Origin of the sequence: Enterobacter sp. ECC-219 (assembly GCF_043966805.1) — a bacterium.
GTDB lineage: Bacteria > Pseudomonadota > Gammaproteobacteria > Enterobacterales > Enterobacteriaceae > Enterobacter > Enterobacter cloacae_N.
In genome coordinates this window covers 565,982-586,131 of sequence record NZ_CP143680.1, presented here as the reverse complement: position 1 = coordinate 586,131, position 20,150 = coordinate 565,982, and the positions used below count along the sequence as shown (strand labels likewise).

Genomic DNA, 20,150 nt, shown 5'->3' with positions numbered 1-20,150 from the left:
CTACGGCGGTTGTCGCGGCGACAGAAGTGGCTGCGCACCCGAATGATGGCCCGCGATGGGGCCAGAACGGGCCGCCGTATACGAACGCGACACCAACGGAAGGAGTGAGCATGTCAGCACCAACTATCGACTGGGATTTGGCCCTAATCCAGAAGTATAACTATTCCGGGCCGCGTTACACGTCATACCCCACCGCGCTGGAGTTCTCCGATGCCTTCGGCGAGGCGGATTTTCAGCAGGCCGTCGCGCGCTATCCTGAGCGCCCGCTGTCGCTCTACGTCCATATTCCGTTCTGCCATAAGCTCTGCTACTTCTGCGGCTGCAATAAAATCGTGACCCGTCAGCAGCATAAGGCCGACCAATACCTGGATGCGCTCGAACAGGAAATTGTGCACCGCGCGCCGCTTTTTGCTGGCCGTCACGTCAGCCAGCTTCACTGGGGCGGCGGCACGCCAACCTATCTGAATAAGGCGCAAATAAGCCGTCTGATGACGCTGCTGCGCGGAAATTTCAATTTTAACGACGACGCCGAAATCTCGATCGAAGTCGATCCGCGTGAAATTGAGCTGAATGTCCTGGATCATTTACGCGCGGAAGGCTTCAACCGGCTGAGCATGGGCGTGCAGGATTTCAATAAAGAGGTCCAGCGTCTGGTGAACCGCGAGCAGGACGAAGAGTTTATCTTCGCCTTACTCAACCACGCACGTGACATCGGCTTTACCTCGACCAACATCGACCTCATTTACGGCCTGCCAAAGCAGACGCCGGAGAGCTTCGCCTTTACGCTGAAGCGCGTGGCTGAACTCAGCCCGGACCGCCTCAGCGTCTTTAACTACGCGCACCTGCCGACGCTATTCGCCGCTCAGCGCAAAATCAAAGATGCGGATCTGCCTTCTGCCCAGCAGAAGCTGGATATCCTGCAGGAAACCATCACATCGCTGACCGAGAGCGGCTATCAGTTTATCGGCATGGATCACTTTGCCCGTCCGGACGACGAGCTGGCCATTGCCCAGCGCGAAGGGGTACTGCACCGCAACTTCCAGGGTTACACCACTCAGGGCGATACCGATCTGCTTGGCATGGGCGTCTCTGCCATCAGCATGATTGGTGACTGCTACGCGCAGAACCAGAAAGAGCTGAAGCTCTACTACCAGCAGGTAGATGAAACCGGCAACGCGCTGTGGCGCGGCATCGCGCTGACCCGTGACGACTGCATTCGTCGTGATGTGATTAAAGCGCTTATCTGCAACTTCCGTCTCGACTTTAGCGACGTGGAGGCACAGTGGGATCTGAAATTCAGCGATTATTTTGCACAAGACCTGGAGCTTCTTGCGCCGCTGGCGAAAGACGGGCTGGTGGATGTGTCGGAGAGTTCAATTGAGGTCACGCCGAAAGGGCGTCTGTTGATCCGTAACATCTGTATGTGCTTTGACGCGTATCTGCGCCAGAAAGCGCGACTGCAGCAGTTCTCGCGGGTGATTTAAATCGCAAAAGCACGAAACGTAGGCCGGGTAAGGCGAAGCCGCCACCCGGCTTTTACGTTCAACCCCGCTAGCTAAACAGCCCAACCAGCGCCGCACACAGCACCGCCGCAACGGCGGTTTGTGGCGTGTGGCTTTCAACTGCTCCGCTAGAGAGCATATTGACTAATGTTTCCAGCATGATCTCCACCCTCGATTTCCGGGCACGATCATACAAAACTCATCGGAACAGTAAAGCGCAAAATAACGGCAATTTGCGCTCAATTAATAACCTTTACACTTCGGGGAATCTTACTCCATTCCCAGCTCTTTAAGCTTGCGCGTCAGGGTATTACGTCCCCATCCCAGCAGGCGAGCGGCTTCCTGCTTATGGCCCTGCGTATGACGAAGCGCGGTGGTCAACAGCGTACGCTCCATCTCGGGCTGAGCCTCAGACAGCAGGTTTTGATGACCGGAACGCAGCGCGCGGTCGGCCCACTGCGCCAGCAGCGTCGCCCAGCTGTCCGGCAGCGCGTGTCCGGTACTGCTTTCTGGCGCGGTGGCCTCAAACAGCTCGGCCGGTAAATCCTGAATCAGCACTTCCTGTCCGGCGGCCATCACGGTTAACCAGCGGCAGGTGTTTTCCAGCTGACGGACGTTGCCCGGCCACGCCAGACGGGTGAGGGCGGCATCGGTTTCCGGGTGCAGCTGCTTGGCTTCCACGCCCAGCTCGCGGGCGGCAACCTGCAGGAAATGACGCGCCAGGCGGGGAATATCTTCCCGACGCTCGCGCAGCGGCGGCAGATGAACGCGGATGACGTTCAGGCGATGGAATAAATCCTCACGGAATTTCCCCTCCTGCACGCGCAGCTCCAGGTTCTGGTGCGTCGCGGCAATAATGCGCACGTCCACCTTCACCGGCGCATAGCCGCCCACGCGGTAAAACTGCCCGTCGGCCAGTACGCGCAGCAGGCGGGTCTGAACGTCCAGCGGCATATCGCCGATCTCGTCCAGGAAAAGCGTGCCGCCGTCAGCCTGCTCAAAGCGCCCCTGGCGAATGGTATTTGCGCCGGTAAATGCCCCCTTTTCATGGCCGAACAGCTCGGATTCAATCAAATCCTTCGGGATCGCCGCCATATTCAGGGCGATGAACGGCGCTTTTGCCCGTGGGCTATGGCGATGCAAGGCATGCGCCACCAGCTCTTTACCGGTTCCCGATTCACCGTTAATCAATACGCTGATGGACGAGCGGGACAGACGGCCAATAATGCGAAATACATCCTGCATCGCCGGCGCTTCGCCGATGATGTCCGTCGTTGGCCCAAAATCGGGCGCGTGGCGGGGCTGTTGCTGCTCCTGGTAGTGGCTAATCGCACGCTCAACCAGCGCCACCGCTTCGTCGATATCAAACGGTTTGGGCAGGTAATCAAACGCCCCTTGCTGATAGGCGCTCACCGCGGCATCCAGATCGGAGTGCGCGGTCATTATGATGACCGGAAGCATCGGGTGGCGTTGTTTGATCTGCTTTAACAGCGCCAGCCCGTCCATGCCCGGCATACGGATATCCGAAAGCAGAACATCTGGCGTTTTGGTGGTGAGTGCGTCGAGCACTTCGCTGCCGCTCTCAAACGTCGTGCAGCTTAATCCTGCCCCTGTGAGCGCGCGTTCAAGCACCCAACGGATGGAGCTATCGTCATCGACTACCCAGACTATCCCTCGTTGCATAAACGTCACCTTTATTTTTTAATCGGCAGGAAAACCGAAAACTCGGTATGTCCCGGCCAACTGGTAAATTCAATTTTTCCGGAGTGCTGATCGATCAAGCTGCGGGCGATAGATAAGCCCAGACCCGTACCGCCTTCGCGCCCGCTTACCATCGGGTAGAACAGGGTGTCCTGCAGATGCGCAGGAATACCGGGACCGTTATCCTCAACGTCGATACGGGCCGCCAGACGATAGCGCACGCCGTGCAGCGTGAGCTGGAAGGCGGTGCGGGTGCGTAAAATAATCTCGCCGCCTTCCGGCCCCAGCGCCTGCAGGGCATTGCGCACAATATTCAGCAGTACCTGCTCAATCTGATCGGGGTCATGCGCCAGTTCCGGCAGGCTGGGGTCGTAATCACGCACCAGCGTGACGTTCTCCGGCAGCTCCATGGAGACAAGCTTCACCACCCGTTCAGCCACTTTATGAATGCTTTCTGAAACGTGCATGCCGGGCTGCTGCGGCCCAAGAAGGCGATCAACCAGGTTACGCAGGCGGTCCGCCTGCTCAATGATGACGTTGGTGTACTCCGCCAGCGCGGGGTCGGGCAGCGCTTTGGTCAGAAGCTGTGCCGCGCCGCGTAACCCACCCAGCGGATTTTTGATTTCATGCGCCAGACCTCGCACCAGGTCACGGGCGGCAATTTGCTGCGCATGCTGCAGCTGTTCCTGGCTCAGGCGACGCTGGTTATCCATCGGCGCCATTTCGAGCAGGATCATTCCCTCGGGAAGTCGTTGCGCGGTAAGCGACAGAATGTGCGAGCGCCCGTCGATCACCAGCGTCACTTCGTTATCGGTAAACCCCTGGCCGGCCTGCAAGCTTTCCTGCATCAGGCCAATATTCAGCGAAAAATAGCTCAACAACTCAGGAAGCGGGGTGCCAAACAGTTTGCGTGAACTCTGGGCGAGCAGCTGTTGCGCCGCCGGGTTGGCGTAATGGACGGCCAGCTCGTCGTCGACCAGCAATATACTGTTAATTAAAGAATTGAGGATCTGCCCAGCATCGGGCAGCGTGCCAGTTGCCATTCAGCAGTCTCCTGGAGTAGTTGCACTATTTTAGTGCAGTATAGCGGTTTCGGCGTAAAAAGCGCGTGAGATCAGGTTGTTGGTGGAGAAAAAAGCCCATCCGGAGATGGGCTAAAAGTTTCCACGGCAACTACCCCCGGCGCTTTTCACGCCGGGTAAAACAACTAAATTAAACGCTGTAGTACAGTTCGAACTCAACCGGATGCGGAGTCATACGCACGCGGTCGTTCTCTTCAGTACGCAGAGCGATGTAAGCATCGATAGCGTCGTCAGTGAATACGCCACCTGCGGTCAGGAACTCGCGGTCTGCGTCCAGCGCCTGCAGGGCTTCTTCCAGAGAACCCGCAACCTGTGGGATCTCTTTCGCTTCTTCTGGCGGCAGGTCGTACAGGTTTTTGTCCATCGCTTCGCCCGGGTGGATCTTGTTCTTGATACCGTCCAGACCGGCCATCAGCAGTGCTGCGAAGCACAGGTATGGGTTAGCCGCTGGGTCCGGGAAGCGCACTTCGATACGACGCGCTTTCGGAGAAGCTACCACCGGGATACGGATAGAAGCAGAACGGTTACGCGCAGAGTAGGCCAGCATCACTGGTGCTTCGTACCCCGGTACCAGTCGCTTGTAGGAGTTGGTGGTTGGGTTCGCCAGGGCGTTGATCGCTTTAGCGTGTTTGATAACACCACCGATGTAATACAGCGCCTGCTCGGACAGACCGGCGTATTTGTCGCCAGAGAACAGGTTGGTACCGTTCTTGGACAGAGACATGTGGCAGTGCATACCGGAACCGTTGTCGCCAAACATTGGTTTTGGCATGAAGGTCGCGGTTTTACCGAAACGGTGCGCAACGTTGTGCACAACGTATTTGTAGATCTGAATTTCGTCCGCTTTTTTGGTCATGGTGTTGAAGCGGGTTGCCACTTCGTTCTGACCAGCAGTCGCCACTTCGTGGTGGTGCGCTTCAACAACCAGGCCCATCTCTTCCATCACCAGACACATGGTGGAACGGATGTCCTGTGCAGAGTCGACCGGAGGAACCGGGAAGTAACCGCCTTTCACACCAGGACGGTGACCTTTGTTACCACCTTCGTATTTGGTGGAAGAGTTCCATGCACCTTCGATGTCGTCGATAGCCACGTGGGAACCGGAAATAGAGGCACCGAAGCGGATGTCGTCGAACAGGAAGAACTCTGGCTCTGGCCCGAACAGAACGGTGTCCGCGATGCCGGTAGAACGCAGGTATTCTTCAGCGCGTTTAGCGATAGAACGTGGGTCGCGGTCGTAGCCCTGCAGCGTGCCTGGCTCGAGGATGTCGCAGCGGATGATCAGGGTTGGTTCTTCGAAGAACGGATCAATGACCGCAGTGGTTGCGTCTGGCATCAGAACCATGTCGGATTCGTTAATGCCTTTCCAGCCACCAATGGAGGAGCCGTCAAACATTTTGCCTTCTTCAAAGAATTCGGCGTTCACCTGATGAGCAGGGATTGTGACGTGCTGTTCTTTACCTTTGGTATCGGTGAAGCGCAGATCAACAAACTTCACTTCATGTTCGTTCAGCATCGTCAAAACGTGTTCAGCGGACATACTTAACTCTCCAGATTGGTCATTGTCGTCGTGGTAACGAGGTCTTCAATTTCTGTTTGTACTGGCTGTTGCCATGTATTTTTTATAAAGCGAAATCTGTGCCAACTTTTAAAACACCCCAAAAAGGCGTTATCATGCGCACCATAGTGCAAAAGGGCTGCACCATGATGGATTTGTTGCACCAGTATAGTGCTTCATTGTGAACGTTGAGCACCATATTGGTGCAATTTACGTTAAAGTGCCCTTTTACCGCTCCGTGAAAGCGATCACAAAGCATCTCTGCAATACTTGTTTGCGGGGGATGTTTGTGATCCTGTTTTGTAGTGCGATTAATCCGTGTACAATAACGCGCTATTTCTAAATGCCTGAGGCAAAGTTGTGATCGAAAATTTGCGTAACATCGCCATCATCGCGCACGTTGACCATGGTAAAACTACCCTGGTTGATAAGCTGCTGCAGCAATCCGGTACGTTTGATGCACGTGCCGAAACCCAAGAACGCGTGATGGACTCCAACGATTTGGAGAAAGAGCGTGGGATTACTATCCTCGCGAAAAACACCGCGATTAAATGGAATGACTACCGTATCAACATCGTTGATACCCCAGGGCACGCCGACTTCGGTGGTGAAGTTGAACGTGTAATGTCCATGGTAGACTCCGTTCTGCTGGTCGTTGACGCAATGGATGGCCCAATGCCACAGACGCGCTTCGTGACCAAAAAAGCTTTTGCCCATGGTCTGAAGCCAATCGTTGTTATCAACAAAGTTGACCGCCCTGGCGCGCGTCCTGACTGGGTTGTTGACCAGGTATTCGACCTGTTCGTTAACCTCGACGCGACCGACGAGCAGCTGGACTTCCCTATCGTTTACGCTTCTGCGCTGAACGGTATCGCTGGTCTGGACCACGAAGACATGGCTGAAGACATGACCCCGCTGTATCAGGCGATTGTTGACCGTGTCCCTGCGCCGAACGTTGACCTGGAAGGCACCCTGCAGATGCAGATCTCCCAGCTCGACTACAACAACTACGTTGGCGTTATCGGCATTGGCCGTATCAAGCGCGGTAAAGTGAAGCCTAACCAGCAGGTCACGATCATCGATAGCGAAGGCAAAACCCGTAACGGTAAAGTCGGTAAAGTACTGACTCACCTGGGTCTTGAGCGTATCGAGAGCGACATCGCTGAAGCGGGCGACATCATCGCGATCACCGGTCTGGGTGAACTGAACATCTCCGACACCATCTGCGATCCGCAGAACGTCGAAGCGCTGCCAGCCCTGTCCGTTGATGAACCAACCGTTTCTATGTTCTTCAACGTCAACACCTCTCCGTTCTGTGGCAAAGAAGGTAAGTTCGTTACCTCTCGTCAGATCCTTGACCGCCTGAACAAAGAGCTGGTGCACAACGTTGCGCTGCGCGTTGAAGAAACCGAAGACGCTGATGCATTCCGCGTTTCTGGTCGTGGTGAGCTGCACCTGTCTGTTCTGATCGAAAACATGCGTCGTGAAGGTTTCGAGATGGCGGTTTCCCGTCCGAAAGTTATCTTCCGCGAAATCGACGGCCGTAAACAAGAGCCGTTCGAAAACGTCACGCTGGACGTTGAAGAGCAGCATCAGGGTTCTGTGATGCAGGCGCTGGGCGAGCGTAAAGGCGACCTGAAAAACATGAATCCAGATGGCAAAGGCCGCGTACGTCTCGACTACGTGATCCCAAGCCGCGGCCTGATCGGCTTCCGTTCTGAGTTCATGACCATGACCTCCGGTACCGGCCTGCTGTACTCCACCTTCAGCCACTATGACGACGTTCGTCCGGGCGAAGTGGGCCAGCGTAACAACGGCGTGCTGATCTCCAACGGTCAGGGTAAAGCGGTTGCGTTTGCGCTGTTCGGCCTGCAGGATCGCGGTAAGCTGTTCCTGGGTCACGGTGCTGAAGTTTACGAAGGCCAGATCATCGGTATTCACAGTCGTTCTAACGACCTGACCGTAAACTGCCTGACCGGTAAGAAACTGACCAACATGCGTGCGTCCGGTACTGACGAAGCAACGGTTCTGGTTCCACCGATCAAGATGACGCTGGAGCAGGCTCTGGAGTTCATCGATGATGACGAACTGGTAGAAGTGACGCCACAGTCAATTCGTATCCGTAAACGTCACCTGACCGAGAACGATCGTAAACGTGCTATGCGCGGTGCGAAAGAAGACTAATACGGTCAATCCGTAGTAAAAAAAGCCGCTGATCCCTCAGCGGCTTTTTTGTTGTTACTTGAAGCTGTATTTCACCCCAAGCATCCCCTGCGTATCGCTGTAGCCTTTGTCGCCAATCTGCTGAGCCACATTGCCCCAGACGCTAAGCTGCGGCGTAATCTGCCCCTCTACGCCTGTCTTTAACTCACCAATATTGCGTGCACCGCGCATCTCATTGCTAACGTCATCCATGCGAATGCGCGTGGTCTGGGTATTGTGGATCCAGTTCGCCTCGATAAACGGCTGGAAGGTGCGTGATTTACCGTCATCCATCGCGTTATGTCCGCTGATGTAGGCCTTCACGCCAAGACGTGTCATCAGGTTCCCCTGAGTTTCGTCTTTCACCCGCGTACCGTTACGTTCGCGATGGTCGTCAGCCTGCACGTCCATCCAAACGGCCTGCGCCTTCGGCTGGATCCAGTAGCTGTTGCGGCCGCTTTCACCCACCTTAACGCTGTAGCCTGCTTCGACAGAGGCGGTCACACCGCTGGAGCGATAATTCTCAGTGGCCTGATCCTGCCCCATGACCTTATTGTCAAACCAGTTATACAGCACCCAGCTGTCAACGTAGGTGCCGCTTTTATCGGCTTCGTTTGCGTACCAGGTACCGTACAAACCTACGCTATAGCCATTTACTTCGCCGCGTGAGTGGTATCCGGTCAGGCTGGAAGCGCTCCGGCTCTGGCTGTTGCCGTAGCCCGCCATCAGGCCAAGATGCCACCGATCCAGGCCGTCGCTGCTCCACTGAGCGATATCACCACCCAGCTGCAGCACATAGCGGTTGGCCGTTGTTTTTAGCTGGCCGCTGCCGTCTTTGAAGCGCGTATGTCCGCCGACGTTACGCATCCACAGGCTCGTCACTTTTTGCTCGCCGGTGAGCATGTCGGTGTACTGCGTTTCACCCAGGCGATCGTGCAGGCGGGTCATAAACAGCGTATTTGCCGCATAGCTGTTCGCCTGATAGCTGCCGAATTCCGGGCGATACTGATGCTCGCTTTTCGGCGGCGCGGCAGGTGGTACCGGTTCTTGCGGCGGAATCACCGGGTCGACGGGTGGATCGACAGGGTCGACTGGTGGGTCTACGGGGTCGACAGGTGGATCCACCGGGTCAACAGGCGGGTCGACGGGGTCTACCGGTGGGTCTACCGGGTCAACAGGGGGATCTACCGGGTCGACCGGTGGGTCAACGGGTTCAACCAGGCTGGTCAGAAACCAGTTCTTACCTTTCTGCACAACGTTATAGTCATAACCCCCCGCTACGATACGGCTGGCCTTCTCAAACGTCCCCGCTGAGTTGCCGCCAACGCTGACAATTTCAATCCCTTCAACGGTTTGTGCGCCAGCACCGCCAATATTGTTCACGTCAACCGCGGTATGACCGGACGTATTTCCTTCAACAATCAGCTTGTCGGTTTCAGAGGTATCATCAGACAGCACGGTATTGAAAACCAGCTTGCCGCCGTTGCCGATGTAATCCTCATTGATGGTCAGGGTTTGCCAGGCCGTGTCTTCATCGTGCTGGAAATTTATCGTGCCGCCCGCATTCAGCGTCAGGCTGGTCACCGTGGAGCTGTCACGCATATTCCACACGGCGTCATTCATCGTAAGCGCGATAGTCCCGGTGCCGGCGGCGTTGCTCTCTATATAAGACGCTCCGTTCCACAGCGAGCTGTTCTCCATTGTCAGCGTAATGGTACTGTTTTGTGCCGGAAGGGTGCTGTTGGCCGCCACGCCACCTGCGGCAAGGATATCGCCGTTAAGGATGAATTTTCCGCCTGCGGAGGCATCAATAATTCCGCCATTGCTGGCGTTCAGAGCATAGCTACCGTTGTCGCGCTGGCCTGCGGTGGTAATGGTTGCCCCGCCGTCGAGCGTTATCACGCCGCGTGACCAGGCATACATCCCGTGCGGCGCCTGGGCGGAGCTGCTGGTTTTCTCGCTGCTATTTACCGCAACAGTGACGTTATCTCCCACATTCACCGCTGCTGTGTAAGCGTAGATGCCATGCGCGCTGGCACCGTTGGTGGTGATGGTTGCGCCTTCATCAAGGGTGATGGTTGACGAGCCGGTAGAGTACACGCCGGAGGCACTGGCCGCGTCGGTGGTAATGTTCGCGCTTTTTCCGAGCTCAATTTTTGACGCCGAGCCCGCATACAGGCCGTAGGCCGATGCGCCGTACGTTTCGAGAATGGCTTCATTGCCCAGACGGACGTACGATCCGCTCTGATTGGTTCGGATGCCCTCGGCATAGGTACCACGCGTGACTATATGCGCACGATCGCCGACGATAACGTTATTTTTTGCCTTAGAAGCGTCATTCAAGGCATAGGCGCTAATGCCGCGACCGGTACTGCCAGTGGTTTCGATATAAAGATCGTCACCCACATAAATATTGGCGGAGCCGAGAGAGCCCTGACTGAAGGAACTGTACCCTGCATTAATGCCATCGCCGCTTTGGCCATTCACGTAAATGTGGGTGCGGTCGCCGGTAATGATAAACACCGGGTTATTCGGCGTGTTCATACCATGGGTACGAATACCGTCGACATCTTTACCGTTATTGGCGGCCACTTTTGACTGGGTACGAATAGTCAGGTCGTCACCAAATATCACCCCCGGGCTGCCGGACGTGGAGTTCTGAATAACGGTCACGGAGTGCTCGAAGGCTTCCGCTCCCGGCCCGTCAAGGGTGATCCCATCTCCGTAGATGGGAATATTGCCTGGGCTGTACTGGTAGACATAGTTAGGATCGCTGGTATTTTTGCTAAAGTTTGCGTTTGCCGTTGCAGGAATCAGCGCCTGTATTTCTGCAGGCAAATCCGTTACCGCTCCGGAGGCAGGTAAATTAGCAAAATCAATAACTGCTGCATTTGCGGTAAATAGCGCTGACGATAGCGCCAGCGAAATCGCAACGGCGACAGGTGAATGTTTCATTATATATGGCATAACTGCCCCCTTTCTTTCAGGCGTAGAACATCCTCCACACCATTAAATGTGGGTATGTTAAGGAGATGAAATTACAAAACAGAAACGAGTATTTTATGAATGCTGGTACCTAACTTCCTCTCTAATCGTATTTTATGAACATAAATTTTTTTCACATCAATGCTGTCTTTTTTTATTATCTCCTGGAGGCACACTCCTGACATAAATCTGTTAAGCAAAGTGAATTCAACAGTATTCAGGGTGTTTCCTCGTCTACTGTTCACACGTCTGCCGGAAAAGAGGTGGTTAATTTTTTCCTGTAATACAGCGTCATTGTCATCTGAATAAATAATTCCCTTTATTTCATCATGATGAGCGAATAAGTAATTAGCCAATGCCTCCAGCTTGCGGTCCGAGATAAGAACGATGTGCATGTTAGTTATCGCCAGATGCTCAATCCATTGCGGATCGGCAAGTACGCGCAGGTTGTACATCGAAAAATCTACAAAAATAAACCCACGTAATAAGTGATTCTTGTTTCCCCGCAATATTTTATTTGCTACCGCAAGTTGCAAGAAATGATTACCAATCGGCCAAACTGCAAACGAAGCGTTACCACAGTATTGTGAGCGCACTGCGTTATCCGGGAATAACTGACAGGACAGTTCACAGCTTATGCAGCGGACAACCTTTTGCGACGACGTTATCATCCAGCCCACTCCTGTCTTATTTTCATTGTCAATATTTCACTGCCTTTCAAATGTGTCAATCTTGAAACATATCCAGGGATCCTGACGTGTTTATAAAAAATAGCGGCAGTTAAAATAAATTCCTGGCGGTATCTATTTTGTCAGGCTGTAGCCATAACGGCATAACATCAGTAGCCAGACATAATCCAGGAATATTCATCAATCCTTTAAGATTATTCGGCAAAAAAAAGCCTGGAAGAAGATTCAGGGAATAGCACTAATAGCTAAAGATTCTTCTCCTCGATCTGCCTGGACGTCAGTCTCTTCTCAATGTGGAACTCAATATAATTATTCGGCCTGGCGAAGTGTAATGAAATCTCATTATGTGGGTTTAGCTGAGACTCACCTAAGAAAACATCAATGTAACTGTTTGAAAAATAATAGTTTGATTTTAATCTTAGGTATGGTGTTCTCGCACCCTAATCATCGTGACCTATACTGTTGTTAAATATTCGTAAGTATTTAGGGTGTTTAGGATTAAATATTGTTATTGCTGAGGAAAGTAAAATTGTATCTCATTAACAAACTGGTCGAGTATGATCCGGAAAACAAAACCCTGGCGAATCCCATATCCGGGCGCACGATACAATTGCAGCTTCCTGCTAATCTCTGTTTTCTTTATCTCGTTACCCATCCCGGAGAAATTATTTCGCAAAATCAGTTAATGGTGGTGGGATGGGGGGAGCGTAATGACGTTACTACCCCAAATACCTTTTATCAGGCCATTTTGACTTTGCGCAATGCGCTGGCTGAGGTGGGGTTACCGCGTGATACCGTTAAAACGATTTCGCGTCGTGGGCTGATGCTTTCCAAAACAACCCACGTTGAGGTATTTACCCCAACCACTGAGGCGGTGATAGTCAATAAAGACGAGGAAACAGTCGCTGACACCGTGATACAGAGACCGGTTTGGTTGATCATTACCACCACTGTGCTTTTACTGATCGTACTTATCAACGGAGTGGTGTTATATAAACACCGCCTGACGATGCCGTTCAGTAATTATATTCCGCTCTCAACGGGCAGCAAGGTCGGCCCCTGCCAGCCCTTTTATGCACCTAATGAACCTATGCAGGACCATTACCTGCGCTTGTTAAAGAATTATCCTGCCCTGTGTGCCGAGAACCGGTACGTTTTTCTCATCGGCTATAGTAAAACGGAGCGAATCGCGGCATTTGTCTGTAATAACGATGCGCGACATGACGCGACGGCGTTATGTACCACGCATTATTTTTGGGCGCATGAGCAATGAAGATACTCGGGAATCGTATTATTTTGCTGGGGGCGTTTCTGGGGGCTGCTATTACCAGCGGCTGGTTAGCGTATTCGCATTTTTCAAGTAAGCCGATACGCTGTACAGGTGATGTAGAGTGGACGATCGGCAAAAACCGGTTTGTAGGTACCGTTTCCTGGCGAATGCAGCATAGGGAAGGAACTGCTGTCATTAACGGTAAATTGTTTGGTCACGCGGTTTCTGAAGTTAACCGTACCATCTATTTCCACTACAGCTATCATCAGAATTCGCGTGTATTAAATAACGATCGTATTGTTAAAACCTTTGCTGATAGGGCGGATGAGACCGATATCAATGCAACCCTGCCGGGCTTTTATCGCACGCCAGGAAGAGATCTGAGCCTGATGATTGATGAGTATCGCGGAGCCTGGCTTTTTGCCGCGTCAAACGTCCCTTCGCTGTACTGTCGTAAAAACGCGCCGTAAAAATCGATCGCACACCTTAGACGGCACGCATAGTCAAATCTCGTGATTCCCGCTACAGTTACTTCTCCACGGCGAGCAGGAGATAAACATGCTTTATATCTTTGACTTAGGAAACGTAATCGTCGATATCGATTTTAACCGGGTGCTGGGTGCCTGGAGCGACTTTAGCCGTGTTCCGCTGGCGACGTTAAAGCAGAATTTTGCGATGGGTGAGACTTTCCATCAGCATGAGCGCGGCGAGATCGGCGATGAAGCGTTTGCTGAACGCTTCTGCCAGGAGATGGGGCTTTCGTTAAGCTATGAACAGTTTTCCCATGGCTGGCAGGCGGTATTTGTCGCCATCCGGCCTGAGGTGATCGACATTATGCACAAACTGCGCGAGCAGGGGCATCGGGTGGTGGTGTTGTCGAACACCAACCGCCTGCACACCACCTTCTGGCCGGAGGAATACCCCGAGGTTAAGGCGGCGGCAGATAAAATCTATCTTTCGCAAGAGATGGGTATGCGTAAGCCTGAAGCGCGAATTTATCAGGCTGTTCTGCAGGCAGAAGGATTCACCGCGGCCGATGCGGTCTTTTTCGACGACAACGCCGATAATATAGAGGGAGCTAACCAGTTGGGTATCACGTCAATTCTGGTGACCGGAAAAGAGACGATACCGAACTATTTTGCGAAGCAGTTATGCTAAAAACCGTTCATCAAAAAGCCACGCATCATACTCGCCCACTGAGGGCCTGGCTGAAGCTGCTCTGGCACCGTATTGATGAGGACAACATGACCACGCTGGCGGGTAACCTCGCCTACGTGTCGTTGCTCTCGTTAGTGCCGCTGGTGGCGGTTATCTTTGCGCTCTTTTCCGCCTTCCCGATGTTTGCGGACGTCAGCCTGCAGCTTCGCCATTTCGTCTTCGCGAACTTCATCCCGGCCACCGGGGATGTTATCCAGAACTACATCGAGCAGTTTGTTGCCAACTCCAGCAAGATGACGGCGGTGGGGGCGTGCGGCCTTATCGTTACCGCGCTGCTGCTGATGTACTCCATCGACAGCGCGCTTAACACCATCTGGCGAAGCAAAAAAATCCGTCCTAAGGTCTATTCCTTTGCCGTTTACTGGATGATCTTAACGCTGGGGCCATTGCTGGCCGGGGCGAGTCTGGCAATCAGCTCATATCTTCTCTCCTTGCGCTGGGCGAGTGATTTAAACAGCGTAATTGATAATGTGCTGCGTATTTTTCCGCTGATCCTGTCATGGCTCTCGTTCTGGCTGCTCTATAGCGTTGTACCGACCACGCGCGTGCCTAACCGAGATGCGGTAGTTGGGGCGCTGGTGGCGGCAGTGCTTTTTGAACTGGGTAAAAAAGGGTTTGCCCTTTACATCACCATGTTCCCCTCTTATCAGCTGATTTACGGCGTGCTGGCGGTGATCCCCATTTTGTTTGTCTGGGTTTACTGGACCTGGTGTATCGTCTTGCTTGGCGCCGAAATAACTGTCACTCTCGGCGTATACCGCGAACTTAAAAAAGCAGCAGAAGCTGAAAAACAATTAGAAGCAGACCAACCATGATTGCATTGATACAGCGCGTAACCCGTGCCAGCGTCACCGTGGAGGGAGAGGTGACGGGTGAAATTGGCCCAGGACTTTTGGTGTTGTTAGGTGTCGAAAAGGATGATGACGAACAAAAAGCTAACCGCTTATGCGAGCGCGTGCTGGGCTACCGCATATTCAGCGATGCGGAAGGCAAGATGAACCTGAACGTCCAGCAGGCGGGCGGGAGCGTGCTGGTGGTTTCCCAGTTTACGCTGGCAGCGGATACCGAGCGCGGCATGCGCCCGAGTTTCTCTAAAGGCGCCGCGCCGGATCGTGCAGAAGCACTTTACGAGTACTTTGTTGAGCGTTGTCGCCAACAGGAAATGAATACGCAAACCGGACGATTCGCTGCAGATATGCAGGTCTCGCTGGTGAACGATGGCCCCGTCACATTCTGGCTCCAGGTATGAGCCAACTAGCGGCGTGGCCGCGGGTAACAAGAGAGAGTACAGCTATGTATCACCTTCGAGTACCGCAAACGGAAGAAGAGTTAGACGCGTATTACCAGTTCCGCTGGGAAATGCTGCGCAAGCCACTGCATCAGCCAAAAGGCTCTGAACGCGATGCCTGGGACGCGATGGCCCACCATCAGATGGTGATGGACGAAGAGGGCAACCTTGTTGCCGTCGGGCGTTTGTATATCAACGCCGATAACGAAGCCTCTATTCGCTTTATGGCGGTTCATCCCTCCGTGCAGGACAAAGGTCTGGGGACGTTAATGGCGATGACCCTGGAGTCCGTCGCCCGTCAGGAAGGCGTTAAGCGCGTCACCTGTAGCGCCCGCGAAGATGCTGTAGAGTTCTTTGCCAAACTTGGTTTTGTTAACCAGGGTGAAATTACCGCTCCGCAAACCACGCCGATTCGTCACTTTTTGATGATCAAACCCATCGCCACGCTGGACGACATTCTCCATCGCGCGGACTGGTGCGGGCAGCTGCAGCAGGCCTGGTATGAACACATCCCTCTGAGTGAAAAAATGGGCGTGCGCATCCAGCAGTACACCGGGCAAAAATTCATTACCACCATGCCGGAAACCGGCAATCAGAACCCTCACCACACCCTGTTTGCCGGCAGTCTGTTTTCCCTGGCGACGCTCACCGGTTGGGGGCTGATCTGGCTAATGCTGCGCGAGCGGCATCTCGGCGGCACCATTATTCTGGCTGATGCCCACATTCGCTATAGCGCACCGATAAGCGGCAAGCCGAGCGCGGTGGCGGACCTTGGCGCGCTGGGTGGTGATCTTGACCGTCTGGCGCGTGGCCGAAAAGCACGCGTGCAGATGCAGGTTGAGCTGTTCGGCGATGAAACGCCGGGCGCGGTGTTTGAAGGCACCTATATCGTTCTCCCTGCGAAGCCGTACGGTGCGTATGAAGAGGGTGGGAACGAGGAGGAGTGATCTCCTGTTCACGCTCCCCGGGCATGCTGAATCCGCCCGGCGATATCCCTCATAACGTCTCGCGCAGACTGGCTAATGCCGCCAAGCTGAAAGAAGCCATGGATGACCCCCAGCCATCGCTGAGCGGTACACGCCACCCCTTGCTCCGTGAGGCGTTGAAACAGCGCCTCCCCCTCATCGCATAACGGATCGTACTCAGCGGTAACGATATGGACAGCTGGCAGGCCGCTGAAGTCTTCCCGCCACAGCGGGCTAACCTCAGGATGCTTACGGTCGGTTCCAGCCAGATATATTTCATAGCCGCTCAGCAGGGTATCGCGAGTGATCACGTAATCCATGCCGTTGAGGGTATAGCTTTCAAAACTGGCCGTGGCGTCGAGCATGGGGTAGATAAGAATAAGCTGTACAGGCTGCCACAGCCCTTTAGCCTTAAGCCGCAGCGCCGTCACCAGCGCAAGATGTCCTCCTGCGCTGTCTCCACAGAGGGTCAGCCGGTTCTTATCTACGCCTAATTCGTCTGCATACTGCCAGACCAGATTCGCACCTCTTTCCGCATCGTCATGTGCGGCGGGGAAGGTATGCTCCGGCGCCAGCCTGTACTGAATTGCAATTACCCGACAATTGCCGTAGCAGGCTAACTGGCGGAGCTGGTTATCATGGGTATCAAAGCCGCCACTGATAAAGCATCCACCGTGATAGTAGATGGCAGCAGGCAATATTTCAGGCGCATTAAGAGGTGAAAATACCCGAATGGTAAGACCTTCAAGAACAAGCGTTTCAACCTGAACGCGCGTTTCGGTCTCCCCGGCAAGCCCCGTACTGGCAATATAGCCTGCTCGTCGCACCTCAATGCTCTGGCGACGCGACGAGGGCCGACCTGCAGCGATAAATCCCTGAACCAGCTGTGCAATACCCTGTTCCAGTGCCATAAGAATTCCCTTTAACTGTATGGATATACAGTTTTATAACCTGGTTTGATTCAAAAGAAAATAAGAAAATTGTCGAGGATAAAAATCTGGAAAGAGGCTCGCAAAGGCGAGAGCTTTTTTATTATCTGCCTTCGTCACAGACATAAAGTGCGGATGTTGCCTGAGATTTGTCGTGGAAGCGATGCTAAAGCGATAACGCGTCTTTAGACGGATCCAGGACTACGGGCTGAAGAGCATCTGGCATATAAGATGGCTGGTATTGCTGTCGAGTTGTAGGCCGGGCAAGCGCGCGCCGCCCGGCACTGTCACAGGAGATTACTCCCCTTCACCCGGGAACAGGAACGGGTTAATCGAGCTGCGGGCAAAGCCCTCCTGCTCCATTTTCGCGTCCAGAATCAGCGAGGCGAGATCGTCGGCCACCGCTTCGACTTTCGGGTCTTTTTCCTGATACAGAATCTTCAGGTAGGTCCCGCAGTCGCCGCAGCTTTCCGCTTTCACCGCCGCTTCTTCATTTTCCAGCGACCAGTAGTTCAGGTCGCGGGTCTGCTCGCAGTTGCTGCACTTGATGCGCACCACGTGCCACTCGGTTTCACACAGGTTGCAGTGCAGGTAGCGCAGCCCCTGAGTGGTGCCGATTTGCACCATGCTTGATACCGGCATGGAGCCGCAGACCGGGCAGAACTGGCGCGCCTCGCCGTATTCGGCGCGGGCTTTGCCCGGGATCAGGCTCGCCATTTGCGCCCAGTAGAGCGACAGCGCAGCCCAGATAAACGGTGCTTTATCGCTGCTGACCAGCGAGAAGTCGGAGGCAAACAGCGCGCTCGCCATCTCTTCCAGCTCCAGGTCAGAGGCTTTTTCCAGATTCTCAATGACCGCCAGCGCCGTGCCGCTCATCTCCGGCTTCAGCTCGGCAATCAGCGAATGCAGCAGTTTATGCCAGTGCTTGTCGCGTGGCAGGACGTGAATGTCCAGCGGCGGCTTGCCCTGCGCGTTGGCTTCTTTGATGCGCGCGGTCAGATCCATTTGCAGCGGGTGGTCGTATAGCACCACTTCCTGCGCGTGGGCGACCAGCGCGGCAAAACGCAGAAAATCGCCCAGCGGGTTGTTCTCTGCCAGCTCGCGCAGACGCTCTGCGCGGCGGTTGTAGAGGTTCTTGAGTCTGGGGAATAACAACGGCGGAATATACTCCGCCGTGCGTTTCTCGCTCGACCCCAGCTCATCTTGCGGGATTATGCGAATACTCATTCAGATGACTTTTCCTGTTTCTGGCGGACCTCTCGGTACCAGCGCGGGTGATGTTTCTTCGCCCACGTGCTGGTTACCCATCCTTCCACCATCGCGGTAATGGTGCCTTTCACCCAGAGGGCGGCGTAAATATGCACCATGATAACCACAATTAACGCCACTGCGGCAAATGAATGCAGCATCAGCGCGAATCGGATCACCGGGATTGAGAAAGCAGGCGCAAAGTACGGACGCCAGATGATCACGCCGCTCACCAGCAACAGGACCAGGAAGATAATCGCCGCCCAGAATACGCATTTCTGGCCGAAGTTATAACGCCCGGTATCACCTACTTCCTCGTTGACGACGATCTTACGAATATTCTTCGCCCAAAAGATATCATCCCGATTGATTAGGTTATGGTGCCAGTAGCGGAAAAACATGATGATAAACGACGCGAACATGATGACGCCCACAAACGGGTGCAGAATACGCGCCAGCTGTGGTGTCCCCATGATCTGCATCAGCCAGTTGAAGGACGGGAAGAAGAACCCCAGCCCGCTTATCGCCGCCAGCATGAAGCAGAAGGCGGTGACCCAGTGGTTGATGCGTTCCGGTGCGGTGTAGCGCACGATGGTGTCACGTTTTCTCATTTGCGCACCTCGTCTTTCTCTTCATGCAGGTTGTCGTCTTCCTCTTCCGCGCGGTTCGGACCAACGCCGACGTAGTGGAAGATGCTCGCTGCGAAGGTGGCAGCAAAACCGACCGCTGCCAGCGGTTTCCAGATGCCTTTCCAGAACTTCACGGTGGCGCTGATTTCCGGGTTCTCCGGCAGGCCATGATACAGGTTCGGCTTGTCGGCGTGGTGCAGCACGTACATGACGTGCGTACCGCCAACCCCGGCCGGATCGTACAGGCCCGCGTTATCGTAACCACGTGTTTTCAGCTCGCCCACGCGCTCTGCCGCCAGCGTTTTCATATCCTCTTTGGAGCCAAAGTGGATAGCGCCGGTTGGGCAGGTCTTCACGCATGCAGGCTCCTGGCCCACGTTAACGCGATCAACGCACAGCGTGCATTTATAGACGCGGTTGTCTTCCGGGTTCATGCGCGGCACGTCGAACGGACAGCCGGCGATGCAGTAGCCGCAGCCGATGCACTGCTCGGACTGGAAGTCGACGATGCCGTTGGCATACTGAATGATAGCCCCTTCTGACGGACATGCCTTCAGGCAGCCCGGATCCGCACAGTGCATACAGCCGTCTTTGCGGATAAGCCATTCCAGCTTGTCGTTCTGCTCCACTTCCGAGAAACGCATCACCGTCCAGGACTTGGCGGTCAGGTCTGCCGGGTTGTCGTACACCCCGACGTTGTGACCCACTTCGTCACGGATGTCGTTCCACTCTGAACAGGCCACCTGACAGGCTTTACAGCCGATACAGGTGGTCACGTCGATAAGCTTCGCCACTTCCTGCTGGTGGTCCCGCGCCTGAGGCGCGGGCGTGAAACCGTTAGTCGCGGAACGACGGATAATGTCTTGAGATTGATAAGCCATAAG

The 20,150-nt window shown here is 54.2% G+C and carries 18 protein-coding genes; 8 read left to right on the top strand and 10 right to left on the bottom strand.

The genetic code is table 11. The annotated features are described in order from the left end of the window. Positions 1 to 110 precede the first annotated feature (110 nt). The gene (gene hemN / locus V1603_RS02760; RefSeq protein ID WP_116343737.1) at positions 111 to 1,484 is read left to right on the top strand and encodes an oxygen-independent coproporphyrinogen III oxidase; all 1,374 of its coding nucleotides are present in this window, start codon (positions 111 to 113) and stop codon (positions 1,482 to 1,484) included. Between the two features lie 67 nt (positions 1,485 to 1,551). On the opposite strand, the gene V1603_RS02755 is transcribed toward hemN, so the two are convergent. The 4 genes from V1603_RS02755 to glnA all read right to left on the bottom strand — a co-directional run bounded on the left by V1603_RS02755 (position 1,552) and on the right by glnA (position 5,825). Continuing rightward, positions 1,552 to 1,662 (bottom strand): YshB family small membrane protein, encoded by a 111-nt coding sequence (locus V1603_RS02755; RefSeq protein ID WP_023331639.1) that lies wholly within the window; start codon positions 1,660 to 1,662, stop codon positions 1,552 to 1,554. A 110-nt stretch (positions 1,663 to 1,772) separates the two neighbouring features. Continuing rightward, positions 1,773 to 3,185 (bottom strand): nitrogen regulation protein NR(I), encoded by a 1,413-nt coding sequence (gene glnG / locus V1603_RS02750; protein ID WP_028014893.1) that lies wholly within the window; start codon positions 3,183 to 3,185, stop codon positions 1,773 to 1,775. Positions 3,186 to 3,196: 11 nt separating this feature from the next. Beyond that, on the bottom strand, positions 3,197 to 4,246 hold the full coding sequence (gene glnL / locus V1603_RS02745) for a nitrogen regulation protein NR(II) (RefSeq protein ID WP_116343739.1): 1,050 nt from the start codon (positions 4,244 to 4,246) through the stop codon (positions 3,197 to 3,199). A 169-nt stretch (positions 4,247 to 4,415) separates the two neighbouring features. After that, positions 4,416 to 5,825: a glutamate--ammonia ligase gene (gene glnA, locus V1603_RS02740; RefSeq protein ID WP_008501856.1), complete on the bottom strand. Its 1,410-nt coding sequence runs from the start codon at positions 5,823 to 5,825 to the stop codon at positions 4,416 to 4,418. A gap of 378 nt (positions 5,826 to 6,203) precedes the next feature. On the opposite strand from glnA, the gene typA reads away from it, so the two are divergent. Further along, positions 6,204 to 8,027, top strand: a complete 1,824-nt coding sequence (gene typA, locus V1603_RS02735; RefSeq protein WP_028014891.1) for a ribosome-dependent GTPase TypA — start codon at positions 6,204 to 6,206, stop codon at positions 8,025 to 8,027. Positions 8,028 to 8,081: 54 nt separating this feature from the next. Here the strand turns inward: typA and V1603_RS02730 are convergent, their stop codons facing one another. Both V1603_RS02730 and V1603_RS02725 read right to left on the bottom strand, forming a co-directional pair. Further along, a complete protein-coding gene (locus V1603_RS02730) occupies positions 8,082 to 11,012 on the bottom strand; it encodes an autotransporter outer membrane beta-barrel domain-containing protein (RefSeq protein WP_320721005.1) in 2,931 nt (976 codons plus the stop codon). Between the two features lie 71 nt (positions 11,013 to 11,083). Further along, entirely contained in the window at positions 11,084 to 11,701 is a 618-nt protein-coding gene (locus V1603_RS02725) for a helix-turn-helix transcriptional regulator (protein ID WP_163330998.1), read from the bottom strand. A gap of 547 nt (positions 11,702 to 12,248) precedes the next feature. On the opposite strand from V1603_RS02725, the gene V1603_RS02720 reads away from it, so the two are divergent. From V1603_RS02720 to fabY, 6 genes are all read left to right on the top strand, one after another. Then, positions 12,249 to 12,992, top strand: coding sequence for a winged helix-turn-helix domain-containing protein (locus V1603_RS02720; protein ID WP_116343742.1), 744 nt, complete (start codon positions 12,249 to 12,251; stop codon positions 12,990 to 12,992). Further along, positions 12,989 to 13,459, top strand: a complete 471-nt coding sequence (locus tag V1603_RS02715) for a hypothetical protein (RefSeq protein ID WP_395313469.1) — start codon at positions 12,989 to 12,991, stop codon at positions 13,457 to 13,459. Before V1603_RS02720 ends, V1603_RS02715 begins: the two co-directional genes overlap by 4 nt. Positions 13,460 to 13,547: 88 nt before the next feature. After that, positions 13,548 to 14,147 carry a glucose-1-phosphatase gene (yihX, locus tag V1603_RS02710; RefSeq protein WP_116343744.1) on the top strand — a complete coding sequence of 200 codons (600 nt, stop codon included), beginning with the start codon at positions 13,548 to 13,550 and terminating at the stop codon, positions 14,145 to 14,147. Further along, positions 14,141 to 15,022: a virulence factor BrkB family protein gene (locus V1603_RS02705; RefSeq protein ID WP_045260235.1), complete on the top strand. Its 882-nt coding sequence runs from the start codon at positions 14,141 to 14,143 to the stop codon at positions 15,020 to 15,022. Before yihX ends, V1603_RS02705 begins: the two co-directional genes overlap by 7 nt. Further along, complete coding sequence (dtd, locus tag V1603_RS02700; protein WP_008501836.1) at positions 15,019 to 15,456, top strand: D-aminoacyl-tRNA deacylase; 438 nt, start codon at positions 15,019 to 15,021, stop codon at positions 15,454 to 15,456. The genes V1603_RS02705 and dtd overlap by 4 nt, the downstream gene beginning before the upstream one ends. 44 nt (positions 15,457 to 15,500) lie before the next feature. After that, positions 15,501 to 16,442: a fatty acid biosynthesis protein FabY gene (gene fabY, locus V1603_RS02695; protein WP_162875000.1), complete on the top strand. Its 942-nt coding sequence runs from the start codon at positions 15,501 to 15,503 to the stop codon at positions 16,440 to 16,442. Between the two features lie 8 nt (positions 16,443 to 16,450). On the opposite strand, the gene V1603_RS02690 is transcribed toward fabY, so the two are convergent. From V1603_RS02690 to fdxH, 4 genes are all read right to left on the bottom strand, one after another. Beyond that, on the bottom strand, positions 16,451 to 17,371 hold the full coding sequence (locus V1603_RS02690) for an alpha/beta hydrolase (RefSeq protein ID WP_395313468.1): 921 nt from the start codon (positions 17,369 to 17,371) through the stop codon (positions 16,451 to 16,453). 315 nt (positions 17,372 to 17,686) lie between these two features. After that, complete coding sequence (gene fdhE / locus V1603_RS02685; RefSeq protein ID WP_116343748.1) at positions 17,687 to 18,616, bottom strand: formate dehydrogenase accessory protein FdhE; 930 nt, start codon at positions 18,614 to 18,616, stop codon at positions 17,687 to 17,689. Next, the gene (gene fdoI / locus V1603_RS02680; protein WP_008501832.1) at positions 18,613 to 19,248 is read right to left on the bottom strand and encodes a formate dehydrogenase cytochrome b556 subunit; all 636 of its coding nucleotides are present in this window, start codon (positions 19,246 to 19,248) and stop codon (positions 18,613 to 18,615) included. The genes fdhE and fdoI overlap by 4 nt, the downstream gene beginning before the upstream one ends. Next, the gene (gene fdxH / locus V1603_RS02675) at positions 19,245 to 20,147 is read right to left on the bottom strand and encodes a formate dehydrogenase subunit beta (RefSeq protein WP_003861960.1); all 903 of its coding nucleotides are present in this window, start codon (positions 20,145 to 20,147) and stop codon (positions 19,245 to 19,247) included. Before fdxH ends, fdoI begins: the two co-directional genes overlap by 4 nt. Positions 20,148 to 20,150 lie beyond the last annotated feature (3 nt).